Consider the following 24130-nt stretch of genomic DNA (forward strand, 5'->3'; position numbering starts at 1 on the left):
CCCGGGCTCAGCTCGCCGCCCGGACCGCGTACAGCAGGCCGATGCCCAGGGCGAGGACGCCCAGCAGGAGCCGTAGCGCCGTCTCGGGCAGGCGGGGCTGGAGCCGTGCGCCGAGGTAGCCGCCGCAGAGCCCGCCGAGGCCGCAGGCCAGACCGAGTGCCCAGTCGGGCGCGATGTCGCCCGTGGCCGTCAGGGACAGCAGGGCGTAGGCGCCCGCCCCCGCCAGGGACGTGACGAACGTGCAGGCGAGCGCGGCGGGAGCGACCTTGGCGACGGGGACCCCGCGCCCGACGAGGATCGGGCCGATCAGGGAGCCGCCGCCGATCCCGTAGACACCTCCCGCGATACCGACGGCCAGGGCGAGACCCGTGGTGGCCCGGGGCGACGGAGCGGTTGCCCCGTCCGCGCGCCGGGCGGGACGCAGGGTACGGGCGCACAGCCACGCCCCCAGCGGGAGCAGCAGGACGGCGATGAACGCCCGGAACACCGTGGGGCCCGGCACGGCGAAGACCCGGATCACCGCACCGATCACCACACCCGGTACGGCGCCCGTCACGAGCAGCCGGGTCAGCGGACCGCGCAGCCGGCCGCTGCTGCGGTAGCGCAGGAGGGCCCCGGGGCACGAGACCACGTTGTACAGCAGATTGGTGGGGGTCACCGCGGGGCTCGGCACGCCCAGGACGCTGACCTGCACCGGCAGCAGGAACACCGCGCCGGACACCCCCACGGGTGCGGTCGCCACCGAGATCAGCAGTCCGGCGACGAACCCCAGGAGTCCCGTGGACCAGGTCACCTCGACGCCGCTAACGCAGGTGCGAGGTGTCGTTGAGGAGCCTCAGCGACGGATTCCCGTCCGCGTAGTACGCCACCGTCGAGACGGAGGCGGGCGAGAGCTCCATGCGGAACAGCGACTCCGGCGGGGCGCCCAGCGCGAGCCGGACCAGGGTCTTGATCGGGGTGACGTGCGTGACCAGGAGCGCCGTACGGCCCGCGTGACGGGCGATCAGCCGGTCGCGTGTCACCGAGACCCGCTCCGCCACCTCGGCGAAGCTCTCGCCGCCGCCCGTGGGCGCCGCGTCGGGAGAAGCCAGCCAGGCGGTGAGGTCGGAACCGTGGCGCTCCCTCACCTCGGCGAAGGTGAGTCCCTCCCAGACGCCGAAGTCCGTCTCGCGCAGGCCTTCCTCGATGCGGACCTCCAGGCCGAGCCGGGCGGCCACGGCTTCCGCCGTCTCGCGGCAGCGGCGCAGCGGGGAGCTCACGATCTCCTGGACCGTGCCCCGCGCGGCGAACGCCTCCGCAGCGCAGGCGGCCTGGTGACGGCCGGTCTCCGACAGCTCGGGGTCGCTGCCGCCGCTCCCCGAGAACCGCTTCTCGGGGGTGAGGGCCGTCTCGCCGTGCCGGAGCAGGATGAAGGTGGCGGGCGCGCCCAGGTCGGGTGCGCTTCCCCAGCCCACCTGCGGGGCCGCTGCCGGTCCCGTCTGCCGGGCGGGCGCCGCCGGGCGGGCGGCGGCCATCGCGGCGCGGACCCTCGCCGCGCCGGCGACCGCGTCACCGGGCGGCCCTGACGGAGGCGGCGGCTCGGGCAGGGCGGGCGGGCGCGTCGCCTCCATGTCGGCCGTCGAGTCCGCCGGGTCCCACTGCCCACCCCGCTTGCCGGCGTCCATCGCCTCGTTGGCGAGCCGGTCCGCGTGCTTGTTCTCGGCGCGCGGGATCCACTCGTACGTGACCGAGGAGGCCGGCAGGATGCCCGCGGCCTCCTCGGCGAGCGGCTTCATGTCGGGGTGCTTGATCTTCCAGCGCCCCGACATCTGCTCGACCACGAGCTTGGAGTCCATCCGGACAAGCACCTGCACGGGCGTGTCCGGGAACAGCTCCTTCACCGCCTTGAGACCGGCGATCAGGCCCCTGTACTCCGCCACGTTGTTCGTCGCGACCCCGATGTACTCGGCCACCTCGGCGAGCGTGACGGCGTCGAGCGGATCGAGGACGACCGCGCCGTAGCCGGCGGGCCCCGGGTTGCCCCGGGAACCACCGTCCGCCTCGACGACCAGCCGGCGGGGACCGGGCATTACAGGCCCGACTCCGAGGTGCGGACCAGGATGCGGTGGCAGTTCTCACAGCGCAGCACGGTGTCGCGGGACGCGGCCTTCACGTCGTTGACCTCGGTGATGTTCAGCTCGAGGCGGCAGCCCTCGCAGCGGCGCTGGTAGAGACGGGCGGCGCCGACGCCGCCCTGCTGGGCGCGCAGCTTGTCGTACAGCTTGAGCAGGTCGGCGGGGATGGCACCCGCGACGACCTCGCGGTCCTTGGCCACGGTGGCGGCCTCGCTGTCGAGCTCCTGGGTAGCGGCGTCACGGCGGGCCGTCGCGTCGTCGACCTTGGCCTGCACCGCGCTGACGCGCTCGGTCAGTTCGGCGACGCGCTCCTGGGCGGACTCGCGGCGCTCCATGATCTCGAGGACGACGTCCTCCAGGTCACCCTGGCGCTTGGCCAGCGAGGTGATCTCGCGCTGCAGGTTCTCCAGGTCCTTCGGCGAGGAGACCGCTCCGGAGTCGAGCCGCTGCTGGTCACGGACGGCGCGCTGGCGCACCTGGTCGACGTCCTGCTCCGCCTTGGTCTGCTCGCGGGTGGTGTCGCTCTCCTCGGTCTGCGAGGCGACGAGCAGGTCCCGCAGCTGCGCGAGGTCGCTGTTGAGCGAGTCGAGCTCGGCGTGCTCGGGCAGCGATGTGCGCTTGTGGTTGAGCTGCGACAGACGTACGTCGAGTGCCTGGACTTCGAGGAGTCGGATCTGGTCGGCGGGCGCGGCGTTCAGTTGGGGGCTCCAGAAGAGTGGTGGGTGGTCCAGGGGTCGGTGACCTGCTTCGAGACATGGACCCGCAGGTCCCATCCGTGGCGGTCGGAAATCGCGTCGAGCTGCGCGGCGGCCTGCTCGCACCAGGGCCATTCGGTGGCCCAGTGTGCGGCATCGACGAGGCCGAGCGGCGAGTGCTGGACGGCCTCGGAGGCCGGGTGGTGGCGCAGGTCCGCGGTGAGGAAGGCGTCCACACCGGCGGCGCGCACGGCGTCGAAGAGGCTGTCGCCGGAGCCGCCGCTCACCGCGACCCGGCGCAGCACCGCGTCCGGGTCCCCGGCAAGCCGGATGCCCTGCGCGGTGGCGGGCAGCCGGGCGGCGGCGCGGGCGGCGAAGTCGCGGAGAGTCTCGGGGTGGTCGAGCTCGCAGATCCGGCCGAGTCCGCGGCGGCCGCCGGCGTCGGCGGGGTCCGGCACGAGAGGGCCGGCGACCCGCAGGTCCAGGGCGGCGGCGAGTGCGTCGGAGACCCCGGGGTCGGCGGTGTCGGCGTTGGTGTGCGCGACGTGCAGGGCGATGTCGTGCTTGATCAGCCCGTGCACGACCCGGCCCTTGAAGGTGGAGGCCGCGACCGTCGTCGTTCCGCGCAGATAGAGCGGGTGGTGGGTGACGATCAGCTGGGCGCCGAGGGCGCGGGCCTCGTCGGCGATCTGCTGTACGGGGTCGACGGCGAAGAGGACCCGGTCGATCTCCGCTTCGGGATCGCCGCAGACCGTGCCGACGGCGTCCCATCCTTCGGCCCGCTCGGGGGGCCAGAGGGCGTCGAGCTCGGCGATGACTTCAGACAGACGGGGCACGGAGGAAAGGCTACCTGTCCGCCGTGCCCCGCCGCCCCTGGCCGCCGAGGCCTGTGCAGTGGGACCCGCAGCCGGTGCGAATCGTTACTTGGCCAGGTCGGCGCGGAGGTCGTCGAGAACCAGGTTCGCGGAGGTGACTCCGAGGCCGAGGTACCAGGTCTCGTCGGAGACGTCCTTGGCCTGTCCGGCCTTCACCGCGGCGAGGTTCTTCCACAGCGGGTTGGCGCGGGCGGTGTCGCGCTCGGTGGCCTTCGCGTCCCCGTACACACCGGTGAAGATCCAGTCGGCGTCCGCCTGGTCGATGTTCTCCGGGCTGATCTCCGCGGCGAGATCGTCGATCTGCTGGTTCTTCGGCCGGGGCAGGCCGACGTCCTGGAGGATCGTGCCGATGAAGGACGCCTTGGCGTAGAGGCGGATCCTGTCCGGCAGGTAGCGGACCATGGAGACGGTCGGCTTGTCCGGGCCGATCTCCTCACCGAGCTTCTTCGCGTTCGCCTCGTAGGCGGCGAGCTCGGACTTCGCCTTCGCGGTCCTGTCGAGCGCGGCGGCGTTCAGGAGGTAGTTCTCCTTCCAGGTGAATCCCGGGCGGATGGAGAACACGGTCGGCGCGATCTTCGAGAGCTCGTCGTACTTGTCCGCGGCGCGCAGCTGGCTGCCGAGGATCAGATCCGGCTTCAGGCCGGCGATCGCTTCGAGGTTGAGGCTGTTGATCGTCCCGACGCTCACCGGGTTCCCGGCGTCCTTCTCCAGGTACGACGGGATGGCGTCGTCGCCCTCGGAGGGTGCGTAGCCGACGGGCTTCACACCGAGGGAGACGACGTTGTCGAACTCACCGACGTCGAGCACGACCACGCGCTCGGGAGCGGCCTCGAGCTCGGTCCTGCCCATGGCGTGGGTGATCGTACGGGGGAATTCGCCGGCTCCGGCATCGGTCCCGTACCGCGCCGTCTTCTTGGCCGCGTCGGCGAAGTCCTTGCCGCCCGTGGCGACGGCCGCCTTCTTGTCGCCGCCCGTGTCACCGGCCGCCGTGCCGCCCGCCGTGCCGTCGCCGCCGCACGCGGAGAGGGAGAGTGCGGCCGCGACCGCGAGACCGATCGCGGCGGTGCCGCGGCGTCTGAAGGACATGTTCTGCTCCGGTTCGGGACGTACACAGGAAATTCTTAGGGAAGCCTCACCTTAGGTGTACACGGAAGCGGCAGCACAGCCACCCCTGCCTCCGCAGGCGAATCAGGACATCGGCACCCTTATGTGTGAAGTGACGTGGCTCGTGTTGTCCGGTGGGGTGTCCGAAATCTAGCTTCTGTTGCCGGAGGTGACCGGACCATGACTGCCTGTGCCATCGAGGACAAGACCGCCGGAGTCCCAAGGGCTGCCGCGACGACCCAGCCCGCACCCGAACCGGCGGAACCGGACGGACCGGCCGAGCCCGTGAAACCCCGCGCCGCGGGCGCGTCGGACGAAGGCGCGGATCCACTCAGAGCGGCTGCGGCGGACCTGGGCGCCGATCCGGTCACGGCACAGACGCCTGACCAGGGGGCCGGTCCGCGTGACGTGGGGGTGCCCGATGCCGCCGCCGTCGGCCCCGGCAGCCCTGTCGCGTCCGAGGCCGCACAGGGTGGATCCGGCGAGCCCGGGAAGGCCGCCGCACCCGTACCGCCCCTCCCCTCCGTACCGCCGGTCCCGCCCGTGCCACCGGCTCCACCCATGCCTGCGGCGCCGCCGGTACGGACCGCATCCCCCGAACCGCCCCTACGGACCGCGTCTGCGGCACCGACCGTGGAAGCGGCCTGCTCCCTGGCTCCGTCGCGTCTCGTGCCGCCCGCGCTCACCATCGCCGCCGACCACTCGTACGCGGCGCGGCTCACCGCGGCCGGGACGGCGGACGAGCCGGCCTGGTTCCCCGAGCGCTGGACACTGGACGGCCCCGAGCCCTACGCCGTGCCCCTCCCTCTCGGCCAGCCGGAGGAGGCGGAGGCCGACGTCCTGCCGCTCTCGGACGGGCGGGTCCTGATCCGGCGACGGGTGGCGGCCGACCGGCACACGTTCTCGCTGCTGTATCCGACCGGGCCCGAAACTGGAGAAATCCCGCTCGGCGCCCTCGACTGCACGGACCTCGCGCTCCTGCCCCCGTCCCCGGACGGCATGAGCGTCTTCGCCCTGCTTCCCGGCGAACGCTCCACCGGCGTCTGGCTGGTGGCGGGTGGTGCGTTCGGCCCCGAGCATGTCGCGGATGTACCGGGACGCTGTTCGGGCGGTGTCTGGCTGGACCGCGAAGGCCGGCTGCTCGCCCTGGACCGGCAGATGCCCGGCGGCGGCCCCCTGAAGGCGGTCGTCGTGGACCTGGAGCGCGGCGGCGAGGTGACACCGCTGCTGCAGATCGCGCCGGAGAGCAACGACAGGCTGCTGATGGCCGACGCCGACAGCGGCCTGCTGCTGGTCCGGTCGGACGCACCCGGCCACGACCGGCTCGGCTGGGGCGTACTCGGCAGCTGCCTCCCGGTGCGGTTCCCGGAGTGCCTGCGCGCGGCGGACGAGACGTTGACGCCGTTCGCCGTACAGCCCGGCCAGATGCTGATGCCGGAGAGCTGCGCGGTGGCCCTCCGGATCGACGGGGCCGCCGGCAGCTGGGTGGGGCTGTGGCGTCCGGCGGGGCGTCGGCTGCACCAGGTCGCGGCACCCGGCGGGTGGCTGGCCGGAACCGGTTTCTGGACCCGGGAAGGAGTGCTGCACCTGCCGTACTCGCAGGAGGCCGCTCCCTGCGCCGTGGCACTGCTGGAGGCTCCTGCGGACGAGCCTCACCGGGTCGTCACGAATGGAACGGACGCGTCCGCGGCTGCCCCGGTTTTCGGTGTGTGCAAACCCGTCCCGCTGGGGCAGGCGCCTCTCACGGGACGCACCGCACCTGGATAAACTCTCTTCCGGGCTACGCAGCCGTTCCGTGCGGACGCCGACGGTGACCGTGCCGGATGGCGGCGGGGCTGCGACACACACGTAAGCGATTGCAACGGGGAGACTTCCCACATGTCTGAAGCCCGAACCGACACGACCCAGAACCGTCCGTCCGAGGCGGACGCGGACCGGGCCGAAGCCGGCGGCTACGGAAAGCACCGAGGAGGCGCATCTGCGGAGAGCGCGACCGCGCAGCCGCACGGCCGTCACCGCCGTCCCTCCGAAGGGGGTGGCAGCGTGGCGGCCTGAAACCGCTCCGTAGAACACGCGGGCCGTCGCAGCCGTCCGGCCGCGGCGGCCCTCGGCGGTGCGGCGGCCTCGGCGGTGCTGCGGCCTCGGCGGTGCGGCGGCCTCGGCGGTGCTGCGGCCTCGGCGGTGCGGCGGCCGAGCCGCGCCGAGGAAGCCCAACAGCTCGATGTCCCAGGACATTTGTCATCGCGGACTCCGTACACAAGCCCCTGCCGCCGGGAGCACCGGTTCCGTAGCGTCGTCGTCATGACACGGACAACGGGGACCACGAGGACGACAGGGAAGACGGGGGCCGGCCCGGCGGTGGAGTTCACCGCGGCGGTCAAGACGTTCGGGAGGGCGGGGCGCACCGTCCGGGCGGTCGACGGCATCGACCTCAGGATCGGGCGGGGCGAGACGGTCGCCCTGCTCGGCCGCAACGGCGCGGGCAAGTCCACGGCCATCAGCCTGCTGCTCGGCCTGAACGACCCGGACTCCGGCACGGTCCGGCTCCTCGGCCGCACCCCCGACCGGGCGGTCCGTGCCGGGCTGGCCGGCGCGATGCTCCAGGACGGCCGTCCGATTCCCCGGGTGACGGTGCGTGAGCTGGTCCGCTTCGTCGCGTCCCTCTACCCGCGCCCGCTGCCCGTGGCCGAGGCGCTGGCCCTCGCCGGGGTGACGGAGTACGCGGACCGGCGCGTCGACAAGCTGTCCGGCGGCCAGGTCCAGCGCGTCCGTTTCGCCGTCGCGCTGGCAGGTGATCCCGAACTGGTCGTGCTGGACGAGCCGACTGCGGCCCTGGACGTGGAGGCGAGGCGCGCGTTCTGGGTCTCGATCCGCTCCTCCGCGCAACGCGGCACCACCGTCCTCTTCTCCACGCATCATCTGGAGGAGGCCGACGGGAACGCCGACCGGATCGTCGTCCTTGACCGCGGCAGGATCGTCGCGGACGGAAGCGGCGAGGTGATCAAGCGCTCGGCGGGCGGCGGTGCGGTCTCCTTCGACCTGGCCGGCCGGTCCGCCGCAGGGCTGGAGTCGCTCCCCGGCGTCACGTTCGTCGAGGTGCACGGGGACCGGGCCCTCCTGCGCACGGACGACTCGGACGCGACGGTCGTCGAACTGGCCCGGCTCGGGGCCGTACGCGGCCTCCAGGTCAGCAGGGCAACGCTGGAGGACGCGTTCCTCTCCCTGACCACGCCCGAGTCACCGCCCGCGCCCGCGGGGGCGGCGGCCGGCCAGGAGAAGGAGGCCGTGTGATGTTCCCGTACATCGCCCTCGAAATCCGGCGGACCCTGCGTGACCCCACGTTCCTGATCTTCGGGACGGGCATGCCGGTGATGATGTACCTGCTCTTCACGAATCTCGGAGGGGGCGGCGCGTACGACGACTGGAAGGCCGCGTCGATGGTCGGTATGGCGGCGTACGGGGCACTCGGTTCCGCCATGGCGATCGGTACGGGCATCGCGTCGGACAAGTCCCTCGGCTGGCTGCAGCAGTTGAGGATCACACCGCTGTCCCCGGGGCGCGCTGTGGCAGGACGTGCGATCAGCGGTTCGGTGACGGTCCTGCCGACCGTCCTCACCGTCCTGCTGGCCGGGGCCCTCGTCAACGGCGTGCGGCTGGAGCTCTGGCAGTGGGGTGCGCTGGTGCTGCTGCTGTGGATCGGCGCGCTGCCCTTCACCCTGCTCGGCATCGGCAACGGCTACCGTCTCACCCCCCAGGGCACCGGAGTGGTCAACGTGGCCTGTCTGATGGGCTTCGCGGTCGTCGGCGGGCTGTGGTTCCCGCTCGGCATGTTCCCCGGATGGCTGGGCGCCGTCGGCAGGTTCACGCCCGCGCACGGTTTCGCCGACCTGGGCTGGGCGACCATCGCCGGGCACGCCCCGGCGGCCGGGTCCGCGGCCGTACTGGGCGTGTGGCTGCTGCTGTTCGGCGGGTACGCGGTGCTGTCCTACCGCCGGTCGGCGAGGACCCTGTGAGGGGAGCGGCCGTGCGCGGGAAGACGGCGGGAAAGCGAAACCGACGGCCCGGCCCGCCCGGCCCCTACGCCCTGCTCCCGACGCTGCTGATGGGACTCGGCGCGTTCTCCAACCTCTGGCAGGGCGAGACGCCGAACCCCTGGGTCGGCGGCCTGGGACTGCTGGCCTTCAACTCCCTCTACATCTCGGTGGTGTTCCGGGGTTTCGACAGGAGGAAGCGGGAGAGCGTCACGTCCTACGTGCTGCTCGCCGCGATGGGCACCATCACCTTCGGTCTCGCGATGGGCTACGGCGGCAACTGGCTGCTCTTCTTCCCCTTGTTCTCGCTGGCCTGCGGCACGATCCTGCGCGGGAGGCGGCTGGGCATCGGCCTGATCGTCCTGGCCGCGTGCGCCTGCGCTGTGGCCGTGTGGCACGGCGACCACGTGTCGGAGCCGTGGACGATCGGGTACGGCACGTTCATCTCCGGGGGTGTGACGGCCGCGATCCTCACCCTGTCCGAGACGGTGACGGAACTGCGCGCGACCCGGCAGGAACTGGCGCGCAGCGCCGTCGAGCAGGAACGGCTGCGCTTCTCACGTGATCTGCACGATCTGCTCGGACACACCCTGTCGGTCGTCGTCGTCAAGTCGGAGGCGGCACGGCGGCTCGCTCCTCACGACATCGACGCCGCGATCGCGCAGGTCTCCGACATCGAGTCCGTGGGCCGCCAGGCCCTCACCGAGATCCGTGAGGCGGTGACGGGCTACCGCGAGGGGAGCCTGGCCACCGAGCTGGACCGGGCCGGCCCGGTGCTGACCGCCGCCGGGATCGAGACGGTCGTCCACCGCTCGGGGCCGTCCCCGGCTCCGCAGACCGACGCGCTGCTGGGCTGGGTGGCGCGGGAGGCCGTCACCAACGCCGTACGCCACAGTGGCGCGACCCGCTGTGTGTTCGTGATCGACTCCACACCCGAACGGGTCCGGCTGACCGTGACGGACGACGGCGCCGGCCCCGAACAGCCCGCGGGCCCGGTCGGCGGTACGGGGCTGAAGGGACTGGCCGAACGGCTGACCGCCGCGGGCGGCTCCCTGAAGTCGGGCCCGGGCCCGGACGGCGGCTTCGTCGTGACCGCGGAACTTCCGGCCGAGGCGCCGGAGGGCCCCGGAGGGCGGGACTGCCCTTAATGCCTCTCATGCGGCGTCGACGGAGTCGCACGTGCCGTGGCAGCGTCTTGTGGGGCTCATCGGCTTCGGTGACCGTGGTGCCTTTTTCCGCGAGCAGCCGGACTCACCGGCTTTCGGGGCCGCCGGCACCAGAACTGCCGGGGCGGTAGTGGCGTCCTGGGTAGGGGTAGTGGCCTCAGCACAGCAACGGGTCACGAGGGTCTCGCGACCAGTGGGCCGGGCGCGGAGGTTCTTCGTTCGAAGGGGGCGACGTGGAGGAGTTGCGGGCCGGGGATCCGACGGAGGTCGGGCCGTACCGGTTACTGAAGAGGCTGGGCGGGGGCGGGATGGGGCAGGTGTTTCTGGGCCGTTCGCGTGGTAGTCGCCTGGTGGCGGTGAAGGTGGTACGGCCGGAGCTGGCAGTGGACACCGGGTTCCGACGGCGTTTCGCGCGCGAAGTAGCGGCCGCACAGCGGGTCGGCGGCTTCTACACCGCACACGTCGTAGGCGCCGATCCTGCGGCTGATCCGCCGTGGCTGGCCACCTCCTACATTCCCGGCCCCTCGTTGCACCAGGCCGTCGAGCAGAACGGTCCGCTGCCGGAGCGCGCGTTGGGGCTGCTGACCGCCGGGCTCGCGGAAGGGCTCGCCGCCGTACACGACTGCGAGATGGTGCACCGTGACCTGAAGCCGGGGAACGTCCTGCTGGCATCGGACGGCCCCCGGCTGATTGATTTCGGCATCGCTCGGGCGGTCGAGGACACGCACCTCACCAGCACAGGAATGGCCATCGGGACACCCGGTTTCATGGCTCCGGAGCACCTTGTGGGAAATCGTGCCGGGCCGGCGTCGGACGTGTTCTCCCTCGGCGTCGTGATCGCCTACGCGGCGACCGGCCGGCCGCCTTTCGGAGCAGGCATCCCTCACTCGGTGAACTACCGGGTGGTGCACGAGGATCCGGACCTGTCGGGGCTGCCTGCGGCCCTCTCCCCGCTGGTCGCGGACTGTCTGGCCAAGGACGCCTCGCGACGTCCGACCGTGGAACAGATTCTCGACCGGGTGGTCATCCCGGACGGGGCGGGGATCTCGTGGCTGCCCCCCGCCCTCACCACAATGATCGCCGAGCGGGACGTCATCCCTCCCGCACGGGACGACACGGTCTCCTCCGAGACCGATCCGGAGGCGGAGGCGGAGGCGGAGGCGGAGGCGGAGGCGGAGGCGGAGGCGGAGGCGGAGGCGGAGGCGGAGGCGGAGGCGGACGAGGAGAACGCGGCCGACCGGGGGCGTCCGAATGATCGGGAGCGTGACCGGGAACTGCACCGCCATGTCGACGCGCTGCTCCGCCTCGCGAATCTGGAGGCGGGCGCAGGGAATCCGGATGAGGGGCGCACGTTGCTCCAGCAGGCCATCGACGCCGGCGGCACCCCTGAGCAGACGTCCGACGCACGCAACGGCCTGGGCTGGTTGGAGACGCAGGCCGGGAATGTGGACGAGGGGCGCAGGCTGTACCAGCAAGTCGTCGAGACCGGTCCTCTCTGGCACAGGAGCTGGGCGCTCAACTCCTGGGGTCTGCTGGAAAGAGACGCCGGGAACGTGGAGGACGCCCGCAACCTCCTCGGGCAGGCGATCGACAGCGGCGAGTGGGGCATGGTCATGGCAGCGTCGTGGAACCTGGCCGTGATCGAGGTGTGGGCCGGGAATCTGGAGGAAGCCCGCAGGCTGCTCCAGCAGAGCACCGAGGCAGACGGACCTACTGAGCAGAGGGCCGACGTACTCCTGTACTGGGCCGACGTGGAGCGCGACGCCGGGAACCACGAACGCGCCCGCCAGCTGTATCAGCGAGTCCTTGACTTCAAGCAGCCGCCTGCCGGGACGAGCACGTGAGTCGGTGCTGACGGGCCGACCGGTCGCGGATGCCGCGCGGCTCAGCCGGGGCAGGCCACGCGCCGGGCCGGATCGGTCACTCCGTTCAGGACGGGAGGGGTAGCGGGCCGGGTGGGGCGCGCCACCCGGCGAGGTGGTGGCGTCGGGCCCTCCGCGAGAGCCCCGGCGGCCTACTCTGAGCCCGTGAACGAGATGCCGGAGGACCACCGGCCCACGGGTTCGGTGCGCATCCTGCTCGCCGAGGACCAGGGCATGATGCGCAGCGCGCTCGCCCTCCTGCTCGGGATGGAGCCGGACTTCGAGGTGGTCGCCCAGGTGGCCGCCGGCGACGAGATCGTCGACGCGGCACATCTGGCCCGCCCGGATGTGGCACTGCTGGACATCGAACTCCCGGGCCGCAGCGGCCTGGACGCTGCCGCCGACCTGCGTACGGAGGTGCCGGACTGCCGGGTGCTGATCCTCACGACCTTCGGCAGGCCGGGCTATCTGCGGCGCGCCATGGAGGCCGGAGCCTCGGGCTTCCTGGTGAAGGACGGCCCGGTCGGGGATCTGGCGAAGGCGATCCGGCAGGTGCTGGGCGGCGAGACCGTGATCGATCCGGCGCTCGCCGCCGCCGCGCTGGGCGCGGGCCCGAGCCCTCTGACCCCACGGGAGCGGGACGCGCTGAACGCGTCAGTGGACGGGGCGACGGTCGCGGACATCGCCGGGAAGCTGCGCCTGTCGGAGTCCACTGTCCGCAACTACCTCTCCTCGGCCATCGGCAAGACGGGCACCCGCAACCGCATGGAGGCGATGCGCGCGGCGCGTCAGCAGGGCTGGCTCTGACGTACCGTCCGTTCCTCCCTCCCCCGCCGGAGGAGGATTTTCACGCCTCCGGGGAGTGCAGCGCCGGTGGCGTCCTCTTCCCCGGCTGCCCCGCCCGGCCCCCGGCCCTCGTGCCCGGCCGGCCGCCCGCGCTCATTCCCCCGCGCCCCGGCAGCCAGACCAGCATCATCACCGCTCCGGCCACCAGCACCACGGCGGACGTCCGGAAGGCCAGGGCGTATCCGGCCGTGATCTCCGCGGCCTCGGCCGAGCCCGCCGTGCGGGCCGCCGCGACCGTGGAGAGCGCGGCGAGGCCCAGCGCACCGCCCATCGTCCGGGAGGTGTTGACCAGTCCGGAGACGAGTCCGGCGTCACCGGCCGCCGCACCGGAGGTGGCGAGTGTGGCCAGCGGGGTGGAGGCCAGTCCGGCCCCGGCCATCATCAGGACGCCGGGGAGGCAGACCGAGGTGAGGTAGGAGCCGTGCACACCCATGGTGGACTGCCAGCCGAATCCGGCGGCGGCGACCAGGACACCCGTCACGGCCAGGGTCTTGGCGCCGGTCCGCGCCATGATCCTGGGGGCGGCCTTCGAGCCGGCGAAGACGGCGACGGACGTCGGCAGGAGGGCGAGGCCCGCCTGCAGCGGTGTGTAGCCCAGGACGTTCTGGGCGTAGACGGTCATGAAGTACCACATGCCGAACGTCGCCGACCCGAGCAGCAGCATCGACACGTTCGCCGCGGAGACGGCGCGCACCGCGAGCACCCGCAGCGGCATCAGCGGCACCGCCGCCCTCGACTCGACCAGGACGAACAGGCCGAGCAGCGCCAGGCCGCCCAGCAGGGGCACCAGGGTGGCGGACGCGGTCCAGCCCGCGGCCTCGGTCTGCACGATGCCGTACGCCGTCGTCGCCAGTCCGGCCGTGACGAGCACCGCGCCCAGCAGGTCCACGCGGCGGCGCTCACCGGCCCGGCCCTCGGCCAGCCACACCGCCGCGCCCGCGAGGACGAGGATGCCGATCGGCACGTTGATCAGCAGGACCCACCGCCAGGAGAGGGTGTCGGTGAGCACTCCGCCGATCAGCCCGCCGGCCGCTCCGCCGCCCGCGCCGACCGCCATCCAGGTGCCGATGGCCCGGGTCCGCGCCGGGCCCTCGGGGACGGCGGCGGTGAGAAGGGTGAGGGTCGCGGGGGACAGCACGGCCGCGCCGAGTCCCTGCCCGGCGCGGGCGGCGAGGAGTTGCCAGCCCTCCTGCGCGAACCCGCCGGCCAGCGAGGCGACGGTGAAGAGGCCGAGCCCGGTCAGGAACATCCGCTTGCGGCCGTATATGTCCGCGGCCCGCCCGCCGAGCAGCATGAAGCCGGCGAAGGCGATGGAGTAGGCGTTGACGACCCACTGCAGTCCGGGTGCGCTCAGGCCCAGGTCCGTGCGCATGGACGGCAGCGCCACATTGACGACGGACACATCGAGGACGACCAGGAACTGGCCGGTGCAGGCGGCCGCGACCACGGCCCACGTGCGGGTTCTGGACCGGGCGGGAGGCCGCGTGGGCGGGGAGACGTCAACCATGCGTGTCATACTCGCAGGCCACTCATGCCCCGTACATCGGTTTCAGGTCCCCCGCCGGTCTCATCAGGTCTCCGTCCCCTGGCGTAGGACCTTCGCCGACTTCCCTCTTTTTACGCCGCGTTCACCGGAATATCGCGGGCGTACGGAAGCGTTCAACATGCACACACTTGGCGGTCGGCGCTGCCCTTCGGCGCGCTGCCGCATGCTCCACCCCGCTCGAACTTCCGCTTCTTCCCCTGCCCGGAGGCCACACGTATGCAACGGACGACGAACGAACAGCAAGCCGGGGAGCTGCCGGACCCGCGCCGGGGCAAGGGCGGCGGCGTCGTTCCCGTACTCGCGTTCGCGGGGATCACCGTCGCGGTGATGCAGACCCTGCTCGTCCCCGTGATCAAGGACCTGCCGTCGCTGCTCGGGACGGACCCGGCCAACGCGACCTGGGTGATGACGGCGACCCTGCTCGCCGGTGCCGTCGCGACCCCGATCATGGGGCGGCTCGGCGATCTGTACGGCAAGCGGCGGATGCTGCTGGCCAGCCTCGCGGTGATGGTGGTCGGCTCGCTGATCTGCGCCTCCACCGACGACCTCGTGATCATGATCGTCGGCCGGGCGCTCCAGGGGTTCGCCATGGGGGCCATCCCGCTGGGGATCGGCATCATGCGCGATGTGCTGCCGCGCGAGAAGCTCGGCTCGGCGATGGCCCTGATGAGCTCCTCCATAGGAGTGGGCGGCGGACTCGCGCTGCCCGCCGCCGCGCTCATCGCCCAGCACGCCGACTGGCACGCGCTCTTCCTCAGCTCGGCCGCGCTGGGTGTGCTGGCGATGACCCTGACGGTCCTCGTCGTGCCGGAGCCCCCGCTGCGCGCGCCGGGGCGCTTCGACCTCGTCGGAGCGCTGGGGCTCTCCCTCGGCCTGGTCTGCCTGCTGCTGCCCGTCACCAAGGGAGGCGACTGGGGCTGGACCTCTCCCCTGACGCTCGGCCTGATCGCCGCGTCCCTGGTGATCCTGGTGCTGTGGGGCCTGTTCGAGCTGCGCTCCCCGGCGCCGCTGGTCGATCTGCGGACCAGCGCCCGACGTGAGGTGCTGCTCACCAACCTCGTCTCGATCATGGTCGGGGTGGCCTTCTACGCCGTCTCGCTGGTCCTCCCGCAGTTGCTGCAGCTGCCCGAGTCGACGGGCTACGGCCTGGGGCAGTCCATGGTGATGGCGGGGCTCTGCGTGGCGCCGCTGGGTCTGACCATGATGTTCGTCGCCCCGCTGTACGCCCGGCTCTCCGCCCGCCGCGGTCCCAAGGCCTCCCTGATGCTGGGCATGCTGATCATCGCCGTCGGTTACGGGGCGGGGCTCGGCCTGATGAGCGCCGCCTGGCAGACCGTGGTGATCGCGGTGGTGCTCGGAGCGGGTATCGGGCTCGCCTACTCCTCGCTGCCCGCCCTGATCATCGGGGCGGTCGACGCGTCCGAGACCGGTGCGGCCAACGGCCTGAACACGCTGATGCGGTCGATCGGCACCTCGCTGTCGAGTGCGGTGATCGGCATGGTGCTGGCGAACACCTCGGTGCGGATGGGGTCGGTGGACGTCCCCACCATGGAGGGCTTCCGGACCTCGTTCGTGATCGCCACCGGGGCGGTGCTGATCGGCCTCGTGCTGGCCGCCTTCCTTCCGGCGCAGCGGCAGGCGCGCCCGGTACTGCTTGCCAGCAGTGCGGGCGACGCGCTCGCCGCCGCGGAGTCCGCCCCCGTGGCGGTGCCGGTCAGTGCTCCGGAGCGTCGAACCTCGGCTCCGTAGCCAGCAGCTCGGACACATCGGTTCCGGCCGCGAGCTCCCGCGGCCGGACGCCACGGCTGAACAGCCGGGCGGGCTGGGCTCCCTCGACCGTCGCCCCGCCCTCGCGGACCCGGAGCCAGGATCCCTCACGCAGCCCGAGCACCGGGACGTCGTTCTCCTCGAGGAATTCGGTGAGCCGCTCCTCACGGGTCTCGCCCTTGTGGGTGCTGGCCGGGTCCGGGTCCAGGTAGTGCGGGTTGATCTGGAACGGGACCAGGCCCAGCGCCTCGAAGGACGGCGGCTGCACGATGGGCATGTCGTTGGAGGTCCGGAGGGTCGGCGCGGCCATGTTGGTGCCCGCGCTGGCTCCCATGTAGGGCATTCCGTTCCGTGCGGCGTCCCGTACCGCTTCCCGGAGGCCGGTGCGGTACAGGGCGTCGAGGAGCCGGAAGGAGTTGCCCCCGCCGATGAACACGGCGTCCGAGGCGGCGAGTTCCGACACGGGATCGGAGCTCTCGTGGACGCCACGCACGGTGATGCCGGACGGTTCCAGGGCCCCGCGGACGCGCGCGGTGTACGCGGCGTGGTCGGCCAGCGCGTAAGGCACGAAAGCCAGCCGCGCGTCCGCCGGGAGGAACGCGGTGACGGTGTCCAGAGCGTGCTCCAGATAACCGCGGCCGTACTGGGTGGAGTTGGAGAGCAGCAGCAGATTCACGGGTGGTCCTCGTGCGGGTCGGACCGGCGGCAGCACACAGGCCGGCCGGGCGGTGTACGGGCAGGGGTCAGGCGCTGCGGGGGCGCCCCGCGCGGGACTTCGGCCGCTGGGGCGGGTGGGTGAGCCGCTGCTCCAGCAGGTGGGCGGCGTGGCGCAGCGCGTCGAGCCGGTCCTCGGGCGCTCCCCGGAACCGGTCCTCGCCTCCACCGAGACTGAGGCTGCCGTAGGGCTCACGCCCCAGGAACACGGGGACGGCGACGGTGGCGATCCCAGTGTCGTACTCGCCGACGGTCCACGCGTATCCCTGGGCGCGGACCTTGAGGAACTCCTGCTCCAACAGGTCCGGGTCGGTGACCGTCCGGTCGGTGAAGCGGGCCATGGGGCGGCCCCGGAAGAGGCGGTGGCGCTGGTCGTCGGGCAGGTAGGCGTAGAAGGACTTGCTGGTGGCCCCGGCGTGCGCCGGGTAGAGCTCGCCGACCAGCGGGTAGTAGCGCAGCGGCCCTGTCTCGCCCTCCTCGGCGGCCACGCACCGCATGTGGAAGCTGTCGGGCAGGCAGAACAGGACGGTGTCGCCGGTGGTCCGGCGCAGTTCCTCCAGCACCGGCGCGGCCAGCAGCTCCAGTGACCCCGAGCGCTCCCAGAGCCGGCCGAGCCGCAGCACCGCGGGGCCGATGCGATAGCGGCGGGTGACCGGGTCGGACACCAGGAAGCCGCGGCCCGCGAGCGTGGCGAGCAGACGCTGGGCGACCGAGGTGTCCCAGCCGAACTCCTCGGCGACCTCGGTCACGCCCCAGTCGGGCCGGGTGCGCTCGAAGGCGAGCAGGACCAGGAGCGCCCGGTCGACGGTTTGCAGGGCCCCGGCCGGGGTGCGCCGGTCCAGATCGAAGTCGGCCATCAGCATCTCACCATTCAGACCTGAATTGCAGATAACGGGAAAGAGTTGCGTTCCACGGTAGCCGATCCCGAATGTTGCTCCAGCACCCCGCCCCGCGCTTCCCCGCAGAAGCGCCGGGCGGGTGTCCCGCTCCGGAGAAAGGCCCCCCATGCTCAAGTACGTACTGGACATCGTCGAGCTTCTGGACGACCCGCAGGTCTGCGGCAAGTCGGTCGTCGGATACCTCGACTCCGTCGCCGGGGCCGAGGGCTCGTCCGCGCAGGTCACGACGGTCACCGGCGACCGGGGGGCGACGGACTTCGTGCTCGTCCGCATCCCGGGCGCCCGGGGGCGCACCTCGGGCGGCAGCGCCCGGACCCTCGGGGTGGTCGGCCGGCTCGGGGGCGTCGGCGCACGGCCGGAGGTGACCGGACTCGTCTCCGACGCCGACGGCGCGGCCTCGGCGCTCGCCACCGCCGCAAAGCTGCTGGACATGCGCCGCCGGGGCGACGCGCTGCCCGGTGACGTGATCGTCGCCACGCACATCTGCCCGAGCGCCCCGACCGAGCCGCACGACCCGGTTCCTTTCATGGGGTCCCCGGTGGACATCGCCACGATGAACCGGCACGAGGTCACCGGCGAGATGGAGGCCGTGCTCTCCATCGACACCACCAAGGGCAACCGGATCATCAACCACAAGGGCCTGGCGCTCTCGCCCACCGTCAAGGAGGGCTGGGTGCTCCGGGTGTCCGAGCAGCTCGGCGAGCTGCTCGCGGTGGTGACCGGTGAGCCGTTGGTCACCTACCCGGTGACCACCCAGGACATCACCCCGTACGGTAACGGTGCACACCACATCAATTCGATTCTTCAGCCCTCCACCGCGACCGCCGCTCCTGTCGTCGGTCTCGCGGTCACCTCGGCCGCCGCGGTGCCGGGCTGCCAGACGGGCGCGAGTCACGAGACGGACATCGCGTCCGCCGCCCGGTACGCCGTCGAGGTCGCCAAGGCCTTCGGCGCCGGAACCCTGGACTTCCACGACGCGGTGGAGTTCGACAACCTCGTCAACCGCTACGGGTCGCTGGCTCACCTGCAGACCTTCGGCCGCACACCCCAGGAGTCCTGATGGCATCCGACAGCCGGGCCGCCGCGGCCCCCGAGGCCAAGAGCATCGGCAGCGACGACTACTCGCTCTCACGGGTGCCGCGCGACAAGCGCTTCGGCTTCTGGTCGATGCTCCTGCAGTGGCTGGCCCAGTCCGGGTCGATCTCCCAGTTCACGCTCGGCGCCACCATCGGTGTGGGAATGACCTTCGGGGACGCGTTCCTCGCCTTCACGCTCGGCGCGGTGATCCTGGAGATCGTGATCTTCGCGATCGGCCTGGCCGGGATGCGTGAGGGTCTGGCGACTCCGATGCTGACCCGCTGGGTGGGCTTCGGCCGAAACGGTTCGGCCCTGGTCAGCTTCGTCATCGCGGTCAGCCTGGTCGGCTGGTTCGGCGTCCAGAACACCATCTTCGGCAATAGCGTCTCGGCACTCGTCGGCGGCCCGTCCTGGATGTGGTGCGTGATCGCGGGCATCGCGATCACCGCCCTGGTGATCTTCGGCTTCCGCTACATGGCCCTGTTCGCGAAGATCGTCACCCCGCTCTTCTTCGGCATGGTCGCCTGGTCGGTGATCACCACGCTGAACGACCACTCGCTCGGCGACCTGATCAGCTCACCGCCGCCCGGTGAGACGATCCCGCTCGCGGTGGCCGCCACCGCGATCGCGGGCGGCTACATGACGGGCGCCATCGTCTCCCCGGAGATGACCCGCTACAACAGGAAGGGCTCGCACGTCTTCGTGCAGAGCGCCTCCTCGATGATCCTCTCCGAGTACATCGTCGGCATGGTCGGCGTGCTCCTCGGCCACCTGGTGAAGTCCAGCGAGGTCTCGCACATCGTGCTCTCCACCTCGGGCGCGTTCGGCGTGATCGTGGTCCTGATGTCCACCGCCAAGATCAACGACTGGAATCTGTACGGCTCCTCGCTCGGCGTCGTCAACTTCTTCCAGGTCGTCTTCGGCAAGCGGCTGCACCGCGGGGTGGTCACCGTCGCCCTCGGTATCGCCGGGACGCTGCTCTCCGCGGTCGGCATCATGACCCACTTCACGGAGTTCCTCTCCCTGCTCGGCGTGATGATCCCTCCGATCGGCGGCATCATCGTCGCGGAGTACTGGGTCGTGAAGCGGATGCGGCGGCCGCTGGACGAGACCCGCGAGGCGCAGACGCTGCCCGCGACCTCTCCCACCTGGGTGCCGATGTCCCTGGCCATCTGGCTCGCCGCGTTCTGCGTCGGCAAGTTCTACGACGGCGGTATACCGGCCCTCAACTCGCTGGCCACCGCCTTCCTGCTGTACTGCGTGCTCGGCCTGCTGGGCTGGGTCAGGCCGTACGGCACCTCCACCCTGGACGACGACGCGCACACCCCCGCTCCCGCCGCCCACGTCACCACCCCGGCAGGAGCAGCATGAGCATCGTCCCCGCGTCCGAACAGGCCCAGGAGGAGGTCGTCGGCCTCTGCGCCGAGCTGATCCGCTTCGACACCTCCAACCCCACCAGCGACGAACGCGCGGCGGCCGACTGGGTGGTGGCCCGCCTCGCCGAGGCCGGCATCGACTCCGTGCTGGTCGAGTCCGCCCCGGGCCGGGCCAACGTCATCGCGCGGATCGCGGGCGCCGACCCGTCGCGGGGCGCCCTGCTGGTCCACGGCCACCTCGACGTCGTACCCGCCGACGCCTCCGAGTGGCAGGTGCCGCCGTTCTCCGGGGAGATCCGCGACGGCTACCTCTGGGGGCGCGGCGCGATCGACATGAAGGACACGGTCGCGGTCATGCTGGCCACCGCCCGGCACTTCGCCCGGACGGGTACCCGGCCGGCCCGCGATCTGGTCCTCGCCTTCCTCGCCGACGAGGAGGCGGGAGGGAAGTTCGGCGCGCACTGGCTGGTCGAGCACCGCCCCGAGCTCTTCGCCGGGGCCACCGAGGCGATCGGCGAGGGGGGCGGGTTCTCCTTCGCGATCGACGACACCCGGCGGCTGTACCCCATCGAGAACGCCCAGCGCGGCATGGCCTGGATGGAGCTCACCGCCACCGGCCGGGCCGGCCACGGCTCGTCCCCCAACGACGAGAACGCGGTCACCGATCTCGCCGAGTCCCTCACCCGCATCGGCCGCGAGACCTTCCCGGTGCGGCTGATCGAGCCGGTCCGCGCCCTGCTGGAGGAGGCCGCCCGCCTCTACGGCGTCGAGTTCGACGAGGACGACATCGAAGGCACTCTGTCCCGGCTGGGGCCGGTGGCGGACTTCATGCAGGTGGTGCTGCGCAACTCCGCCAACCCCACCATGTTCACGGCGGGTTACCAGACCAACGTGATCCCGGGGAAGGCCACCGCCCGGGTCGACGGGCGTTTCCTGCCGGGCCACGAGCAGGAGCTGATCGACACGATCGACCGGCTGCTGCTGCCCTCCGTCAGCCGCGAGTGGGTCAACCACGACATCGCGCTGGAGACGACGTTCGACGGCCCGCTGGTCGACGCGATGTGCGACGCGGTCCGCGCGGAGGACCCGGACGGCCACCCCGTGCCGTACTGCAATCCCGGCGGCACCGACGCCAAGGCCTTCACCCACCTGGGCATACGCTGCTTCGGCTTCAAGGGGCTGAAGCTCCCGCACGACCTGGACTACGGCCGGCTCTTCCACGGCGTGGACGAGCGCGTCCCGCTGGAGGGCCTGCGCTTCGGCGTCCGGGTCATGACCCGACTCTGGCAGAGCTGCTGACCTGACCCGGCAGCCCTGCCAGGGGCCTGCCCCGACCCGGGCCCACCCCACCCGTACGCCCCCGCCGATCCTTGTCGCGGGGGCGTACGGCACGATGGGACGCCGTCCGACCCACCGCCCCACCAGGAGGAACCCCGTGGCCGCCGAGTCCGCCGACCGTCCCGAGCCGGAGGTTCTCGCCGCCTTCGAGGCCGCCAAGGGCTTCATGCCGGTCCACGAAGGGCTCGCCCTGTACGCCGCAGCCGTCGAGGCCGCCGCGCTGGGACTGCCGCTCCTGGAGGTCGGCACCTACTGCGGGCGGTCCGCGATCCTGCTGGCGGACGCCGCACGAGCGGCCGGGGTGACCGCCCTGACCGTCGACCACCACCGGGGCAGCGAGGAGCAGCAGCCGGGGTGGGAGTACCACGACCCGTCGGTGGTGGACCCGGAGATCGGCCTGATGGACACTCTCCCGACCTTCCGCCGCACCCTGCACCGGGCGGGTCTGGAGGAGCACGTCGTTGCGCTCGTCGGGCGGTCCCCGCAGGTCGCGGCCGTCTGGGGCGGGTCGCTCGGCCTGGTATTCATCGACGGCGGGCACACCGACGAGCACGCGAACGGCGACTACGAGGGCTGGGCCCCGAAGGTCGCCGACGGCGGTCTGCTGGTCATCCACGACGTGTTCCCGGACCCGGCGGACGGCGGCCAGGCCCCGTACCGCGTCCACCGACGCGCCCTGGCCTCGGGGGCGTTCACCGAGATCTCGGTGACGGACTCGCTGCGCGTTCTGCGGCGTACGGGGCCGGGGGTCTGAGCGCCACGGATAGCATCGCGACGTGCGTAACGACGACTTCGTTCCCCCCACATCGCGCCCGGGCCCGCGCCGTCGGCCCGTGTTCGCCGCCGCCGCGCTGGCGGGCGTCTGTCTGACCGCCACGGGATGCGCGGGCGACGGCGGACAGGGTCCCGGCGCCGGAGCGGAATCCGCGTCCCGGCCGGCGACGTCCGTACCGTCCTCCTCCTCTCCCTCTCCCTCTCCCCGGCAGTCGTCGGCTGCGGCAGCGAGCCCCTCCACGGGGCCCACGTCCGCCAGGCCCCTGCCCCGGGGCCCGCTCACCGGCCGCACCGTGGTGATCGACCCCGGGCACAACCCCGGTAACCGCGACCACACCCGGGAGATCAACAGCCAGGTGGACATCGGCACCGGTCGCAAGGAGTGCGACACCACGGGCACGGCCACCAACTCGGGTTACGCGGAAGCCCGGTTCACCCTCGACGTCTCCCGCAGGCTGCGCACCCTGCTGGAGGAACAGGGCGCGAAGGTCGTCCTCACCCAGGACGGCGACCGCGCCTACGGCCCGTGCGTCGACGAGCGGGCGCGGATCGGCAACAAGGAGAAGGCGGACGCGGTCGTCTCGGTTCACGCGGACGGTTCCGCAACCGGCAACCGGGGATTCCACGTCATTCTCCCCGCAGCGGTGAACGGAGGAGACGCGGACACCTCGAAGATCGTGGTCCCTTCGCGTGAACTGGGAGTGCGGATTGCCGGGAATTTCGTACGCGTTACCGGAAGCGCCCCCTCCAATTACATCGGCGACCGCACCGGACTGGACACCCGTAACGATCTCGGCGGCCTGAATCTGTCGACCGTGCCCAAAGTGTTCATCGAATGCGGCAATATGCGTGATCCGGAGGATGCCGCCCTGCTCACCAGCGCGGGCTGGCGCCAGAAAGCGGCTCTCGGCATTGCCGAGGGCATCGGCAGCTATCTCAAGAGGTAGTTCTGCGGTGATAGTGGCGACATTGGGGGGATAGCCAGTCCGGGGTCCGGGCAACATCACAACCCGCCCGTGCAGACGATAGATTCATCCGTACGATGGGGAGCCGCCCCGAGCTTCGCGCCGTACCCGCCGTTCAGGCGGCATCGACGACCGCCCCGACGAGACGACCGACTAAGGACCTTCACGTGAATATCCGCTCCCTCACTCGAGGCGACGGCGTGGTGATCGGAGCAGCGGTCGTGCTGTTCATCGCCTCTTTCCTCGACCTCTCCGGCTACGACTGCCCCTCGGGCGTGGACTGCTCGGGCTACAGCGCGAACGCCTGGGACTCGCTCTCCGTCCTGATGGGCATCTACCTCGCCGGCATCATCGGTGCCGCGCTGCTGATCGTCAGCCGTGCGATGCCGGGCCGCAAGGTGGTCGGCTTCGAACTCGGCCAGTTCGGCGCCGCGTTCACCGTGTTCTCCCTGTGGACCATGTTCTGGACGATCATCGACGCCGGTGACGCGGGCGCGGGCCTGATCCTCGGACTCCTGGCGGCCATCGCACTCGCCGGCGGCGCCGTGGCCACTCCGCTGGTTCCCGCGCTCAAGGCCCCGCTCGTGGGCGCACCCCGCCCGGCACAGGTGCAGCCGGCGTACGGCCAGCAGCCCGGCCAGGGCTATGGCTACCCCGGTGGCCAGCAGCCGTTCGGCGCACAGCCCGGCCAGCCGCAGCCTTACGGTGCCCAGCCGGGCCAGCCCGGCCAGCCGGAGCACCAGCAGGCCGCGCAGCAGGCTCCGCAGGGCGGTGGGGCACCGGCCGGTGACTTCACCCCCTTCTGGTTCGCGGTGCCGGTGGCCCGTCCGCTGTACGGCGAGGACGGCGCCCCCAACCCGATCGCCGAACTCGCCCCCGGTACGTGGTACCTCGCGGTCGAGCAGCGTGGTCCCGGGCTCATCGCCCAGACGCAGGACGGCCGTCGTGGCGTCCTCCAGGACACCACGGGCATCCAGCGCG

At 71.9% G+C, this 24130-nt stretch carries 22 protein-coding genes; 14 read left to right on the forward strand and 8 right to left on the reverse strand.

Going from position 1 to position 24130, the window contains the following annotated elements; translation table 11 throughout:
- Nucleotides 1-7 precede the first annotated feature (7 nt).
- The 5 genes from ACFWFI_RS11235 to ACFWFI_RS11255 form a co-directional block, all read right to left on the reverse strand.
- Nucleotides 8-793 (reverse strand): TSUP family transporter, encoded by a 786-nt coding sequence (locus ACFWFI_RS11235; protein ID WP_387387937.1) that lies wholly within the window; start codon nucleotides 791-793, stop codon nucleotides 8-10.
- A 10-nt stretch (nucleotides 794-803) separates the two neighbouring features.
- On the reverse strand, nucleotides 804-2069 hold the full coding sequence (locus ACFWFI_RS11240) for a bifunctional RNase H/acid phosphatase (RefSeq protein WP_387387939.1): 1266 nt from the start codon (nucleotides 2067-2069) through the stop codon (nucleotides 804-806).
- Entirely contained in the window at nucleotides 2069-2812 is a 744-nt protein-coding gene (locus tag ACFWFI_RS11245; RefSeq protein ID WP_387387968.1) for a zinc ribbon domain-containing protein, read from the reverse strand. Before ACFWFI_RS11245 ends, ACFWFI_RS11240 begins: the two co-directional genes overlap by 1 nt.
- Nucleotides 2809-3645 carry a Nif3-like dinuclear metal center hexameric protein gene (locus tag ACFWFI_RS11250; protein WP_387387940.1) on the reverse strand — a complete coding sequence of 279 codons (837 nt, stop codon included), beginning with the start codon at nucleotides 3643-3645 and terminating at the stop codon, nucleotides 2809-2811. The genes ACFWFI_RS11245 and ACFWFI_RS11250 overlap by 4 nt, the downstream gene beginning before the upstream one ends.
- Nucleotides 3646-3729: 84 nt before the next feature.
- Nucleotides 3730-4770 (reverse strand): ABC transporter substrate-binding protein, encoded by a 1041-nt coding sequence (locus tag ACFWFI_RS11255; protein WP_387387942.1) that lies wholly within the window; start codon nucleotides 4768-4770, stop codon nucleotides 3730-3732.
- Nucleotides 4771-4968: 198 nt separating this feature from the next.
- Here ACFWFI_RS11255 and ACFWFI_RS11260 point away from each other — a divergent pair, with 198 nt between their 5' ends.
- The 7 genes from ACFWFI_RS11260 to ACFWFI_RS11290 all read left to right on the forward strand — a co-directional run bounded on the left by ACFWFI_RS11260 (nucleotide 4969) and on the right by ACFWFI_RS11290 (nucleotide 12654).
- A complete protein-coding gene (locus tag ACFWFI_RS11260; RefSeq protein ID WP_387387944.1) occupies nucleotides 4969-6555 on the forward strand; it encodes a hypothetical protein in 1587 nt (528 codons plus the stop codon).
- 111 nt (nucleotides 6556-6666) lie between these two features.
- The gene (locus ACFWFI_RS11265) at nucleotides 6667-6843 is read left to right on the forward strand and encodes a hypothetical protein (RefSeq protein WP_387387945.1); all 177 of its coding nucleotides are present in this window, start codon (nucleotides 6667-6669) and stop codon (nucleotides 6841-6843) included.
- Between the two features lie 246 nt (nucleotides 6844-7089).
- Nucleotides 7090-8079: an ABC transporter ATP-binding protein gene (locus ACFWFI_RS11270; protein WP_387387946.1), complete on the forward strand. Its 990-nt coding sequence runs from the start codon at nucleotides 7090-7092 to the stop codon at nucleotides 8077-8079.
- Nucleotides 8079-8801, forward strand: coding sequence for an ABC transporter permease (locus ACFWFI_RS11275; protein ID WP_387387947.1), 723 nt, complete (start codon nucleotides 8079-8081; stop codon nucleotides 8799-8801). Before ACFWFI_RS11270 ends, ACFWFI_RS11275 begins: the two co-directional genes overlap by 1 nt.
- A gap of 11 nt (nucleotides 8802-8812) precedes the next feature.
- Nucleotides 8813-9967: a sensor histidine kinase gene (locus ACFWFI_RS11280; RefSeq protein WP_387387949.1), complete on the forward strand. Its 1155-nt coding sequence runs from the start codon at nucleotides 8813-8815 to the stop codon at nucleotides 9965-9967.
- Between the two features lie 251 nt (nucleotides 9968-10218).
- Nucleotides 10219-11829 (forward strand): protein kinase domain-containing protein, encoded by a 1611-nt coding sequence (locus ACFWFI_RS11285; RefSeq protein ID WP_387387950.1) that lies wholly within the window; start codon nucleotides 10219-10221, stop codon nucleotides 11827-11829.
- A gap of 192 nt (nucleotides 11830-12021) precedes the next feature.
- Nucleotides 12022-12654 (forward strand): response regulator, encoded by a 633-nt coding sequence (locus ACFWFI_RS11290; protein WP_387387969.1) that lies wholly within the window; start codon nucleotides 12022-12024, stop codon nucleotides 12652-12654.
- A gap of 40 nt (nucleotides 12655-12694) precedes the next feature.
- Here the strand turns inward: ACFWFI_RS11290 and ACFWFI_RS11295 are convergent, their stop codons facing one another.
- The gene (locus tag ACFWFI_RS11295; protein ID WP_387387952.1) at nucleotides 12695-14209 is read right to left on the reverse strand and encodes an MFS transporter; all 1515 of its coding nucleotides are present in this window, start codon (nucleotides 14207-14209) and stop codon (nucleotides 12695-12697) included.
- 246 nt (nucleotides 14210-14455) lie between these two features.
- On the opposite strand from ACFWFI_RS11295, the gene ACFWFI_RS11300 reads away from it, so the two are divergent.
- On the forward strand, nucleotides 14456-15988 hold the full coding sequence (locus tag ACFWFI_RS11300; RefSeq protein ID WP_387387954.1) for an MFS transporter: 1533 nt from the start codon (nucleotides 14456-14458) through the stop codon (nucleotides 15986-15988).
- Here ACFWFI_RS11300 and pepE read toward each other — a convergent pair.
- Together pepE and ACFWFI_RS11310 are read right to left on the reverse strand one after the other, a co-directional pair.
- On the reverse strand, nucleotides 15954-16682 hold the full coding sequence (gene pepE, locus ACFWFI_RS11305; RefSeq protein ID WP_387387955.1) for a dipeptidase PepE: 729 nt from the start codon (nucleotides 16680-16682) through the stop codon (nucleotides 15954-15956). The two genes, ACFWFI_RS11300 and pepE, sit on opposite strands and share 35 nt — an antisense overlap.
- A gap of 67 nt (nucleotides 16683-16749) precedes the next feature.
- The gene (locus ACFWFI_RS11310) at nucleotides 16750-17577 is read right to left on the reverse strand and encodes an IclR family transcriptional regulator (RefSeq protein WP_387387957.1); all 828 of its coding nucleotides are present in this window, start codon (nucleotides 17575-17577) and stop codon (nucleotides 16750-16752) included.
- Between the two features lie 148 nt (nucleotides 17578-17725).
- Between ACFWFI_RS11310 and ACFWFI_RS11315 the strand changes: the two genes are divergently transcribed.
- The 6 genes from ACFWFI_RS11315 to ACFWFI_RS11340 form a co-directional block, all read left to right on the forward strand.
- Nucleotides 17726-18679: a DUF1177 domain-containing protein gene (locus ACFWFI_RS11315; RefSeq protein WP_387387958.1), complete on the forward strand. Its 954-nt coding sequence runs from the start codon at nucleotides 17726-17728 to the stop codon at nucleotides 18677-18679.
- Complete coding sequence (locus ACFWFI_RS11320) at nucleotides 18679-20067, forward strand: cytosine permease (RefSeq protein ID WP_387387960.1); 1389 nt, start codon at nucleotides 18679-18681, stop codon at nucleotides 20065-20067. Before ACFWFI_RS11315 ends, ACFWFI_RS11320 begins: the two co-directional genes overlap by 1 nt.
- Nucleotides 20064-21371 carry a M20/M25/M40 family metallo-hydrolase gene (locus tag ACFWFI_RS11325; RefSeq protein ID WP_387387961.1) on the forward strand — a complete coding sequence of 436 codons (1308 nt, stop codon included), beginning with the start codon at nucleotides 20064-20066 and terminating at the stop codon, nucleotides 21369-21371. The genes ACFWFI_RS11320 and ACFWFI_RS11325 overlap by 4 nt, the downstream gene beginning before the upstream one ends.
- A 136-nt stretch (nucleotides 21372-21507) precedes the next feature.
- Nucleotides 21508-22164, forward strand: coding sequence for a class I SAM-dependent methyltransferase (locus ACFWFI_RS11330; protein ID WP_387387963.1), 657 nt, complete (start codon nucleotides 21508-21510; stop codon nucleotides 22162-22164).
- Between the two features lie 22 nt (nucleotides 22165-22186).
- Nucleotides 22187-23131, forward strand: coding sequence for an N-acetylmuramoyl-L-alanine amidase (locus ACFWFI_RS11335; protein WP_387387965.1), 945 nt, complete (start codon nucleotides 22187-22189; stop codon nucleotides 23129-23131).
- A 185-nt stretch (nucleotides 23132-23316) separates the two neighbouring features.
- Nucleotides 23317-24130 (forward strand): hypothetical protein (locus ACFWFI_RS11340; RefSeq protein ID WP_387387967.1); only part of this gene is annotated, 814 nt, incomplete at its 3' end.

Origin of the sequence: Streptomyces sp. NPDC060209 (assembly GCF_042728155.1) — a bacterium.
Taxonomy (GTDB): domain Bacteria; phylum Actinomycetota; class Actinomycetes; order Streptomycetales; family Streptomycetaceae; genus Streptomyces.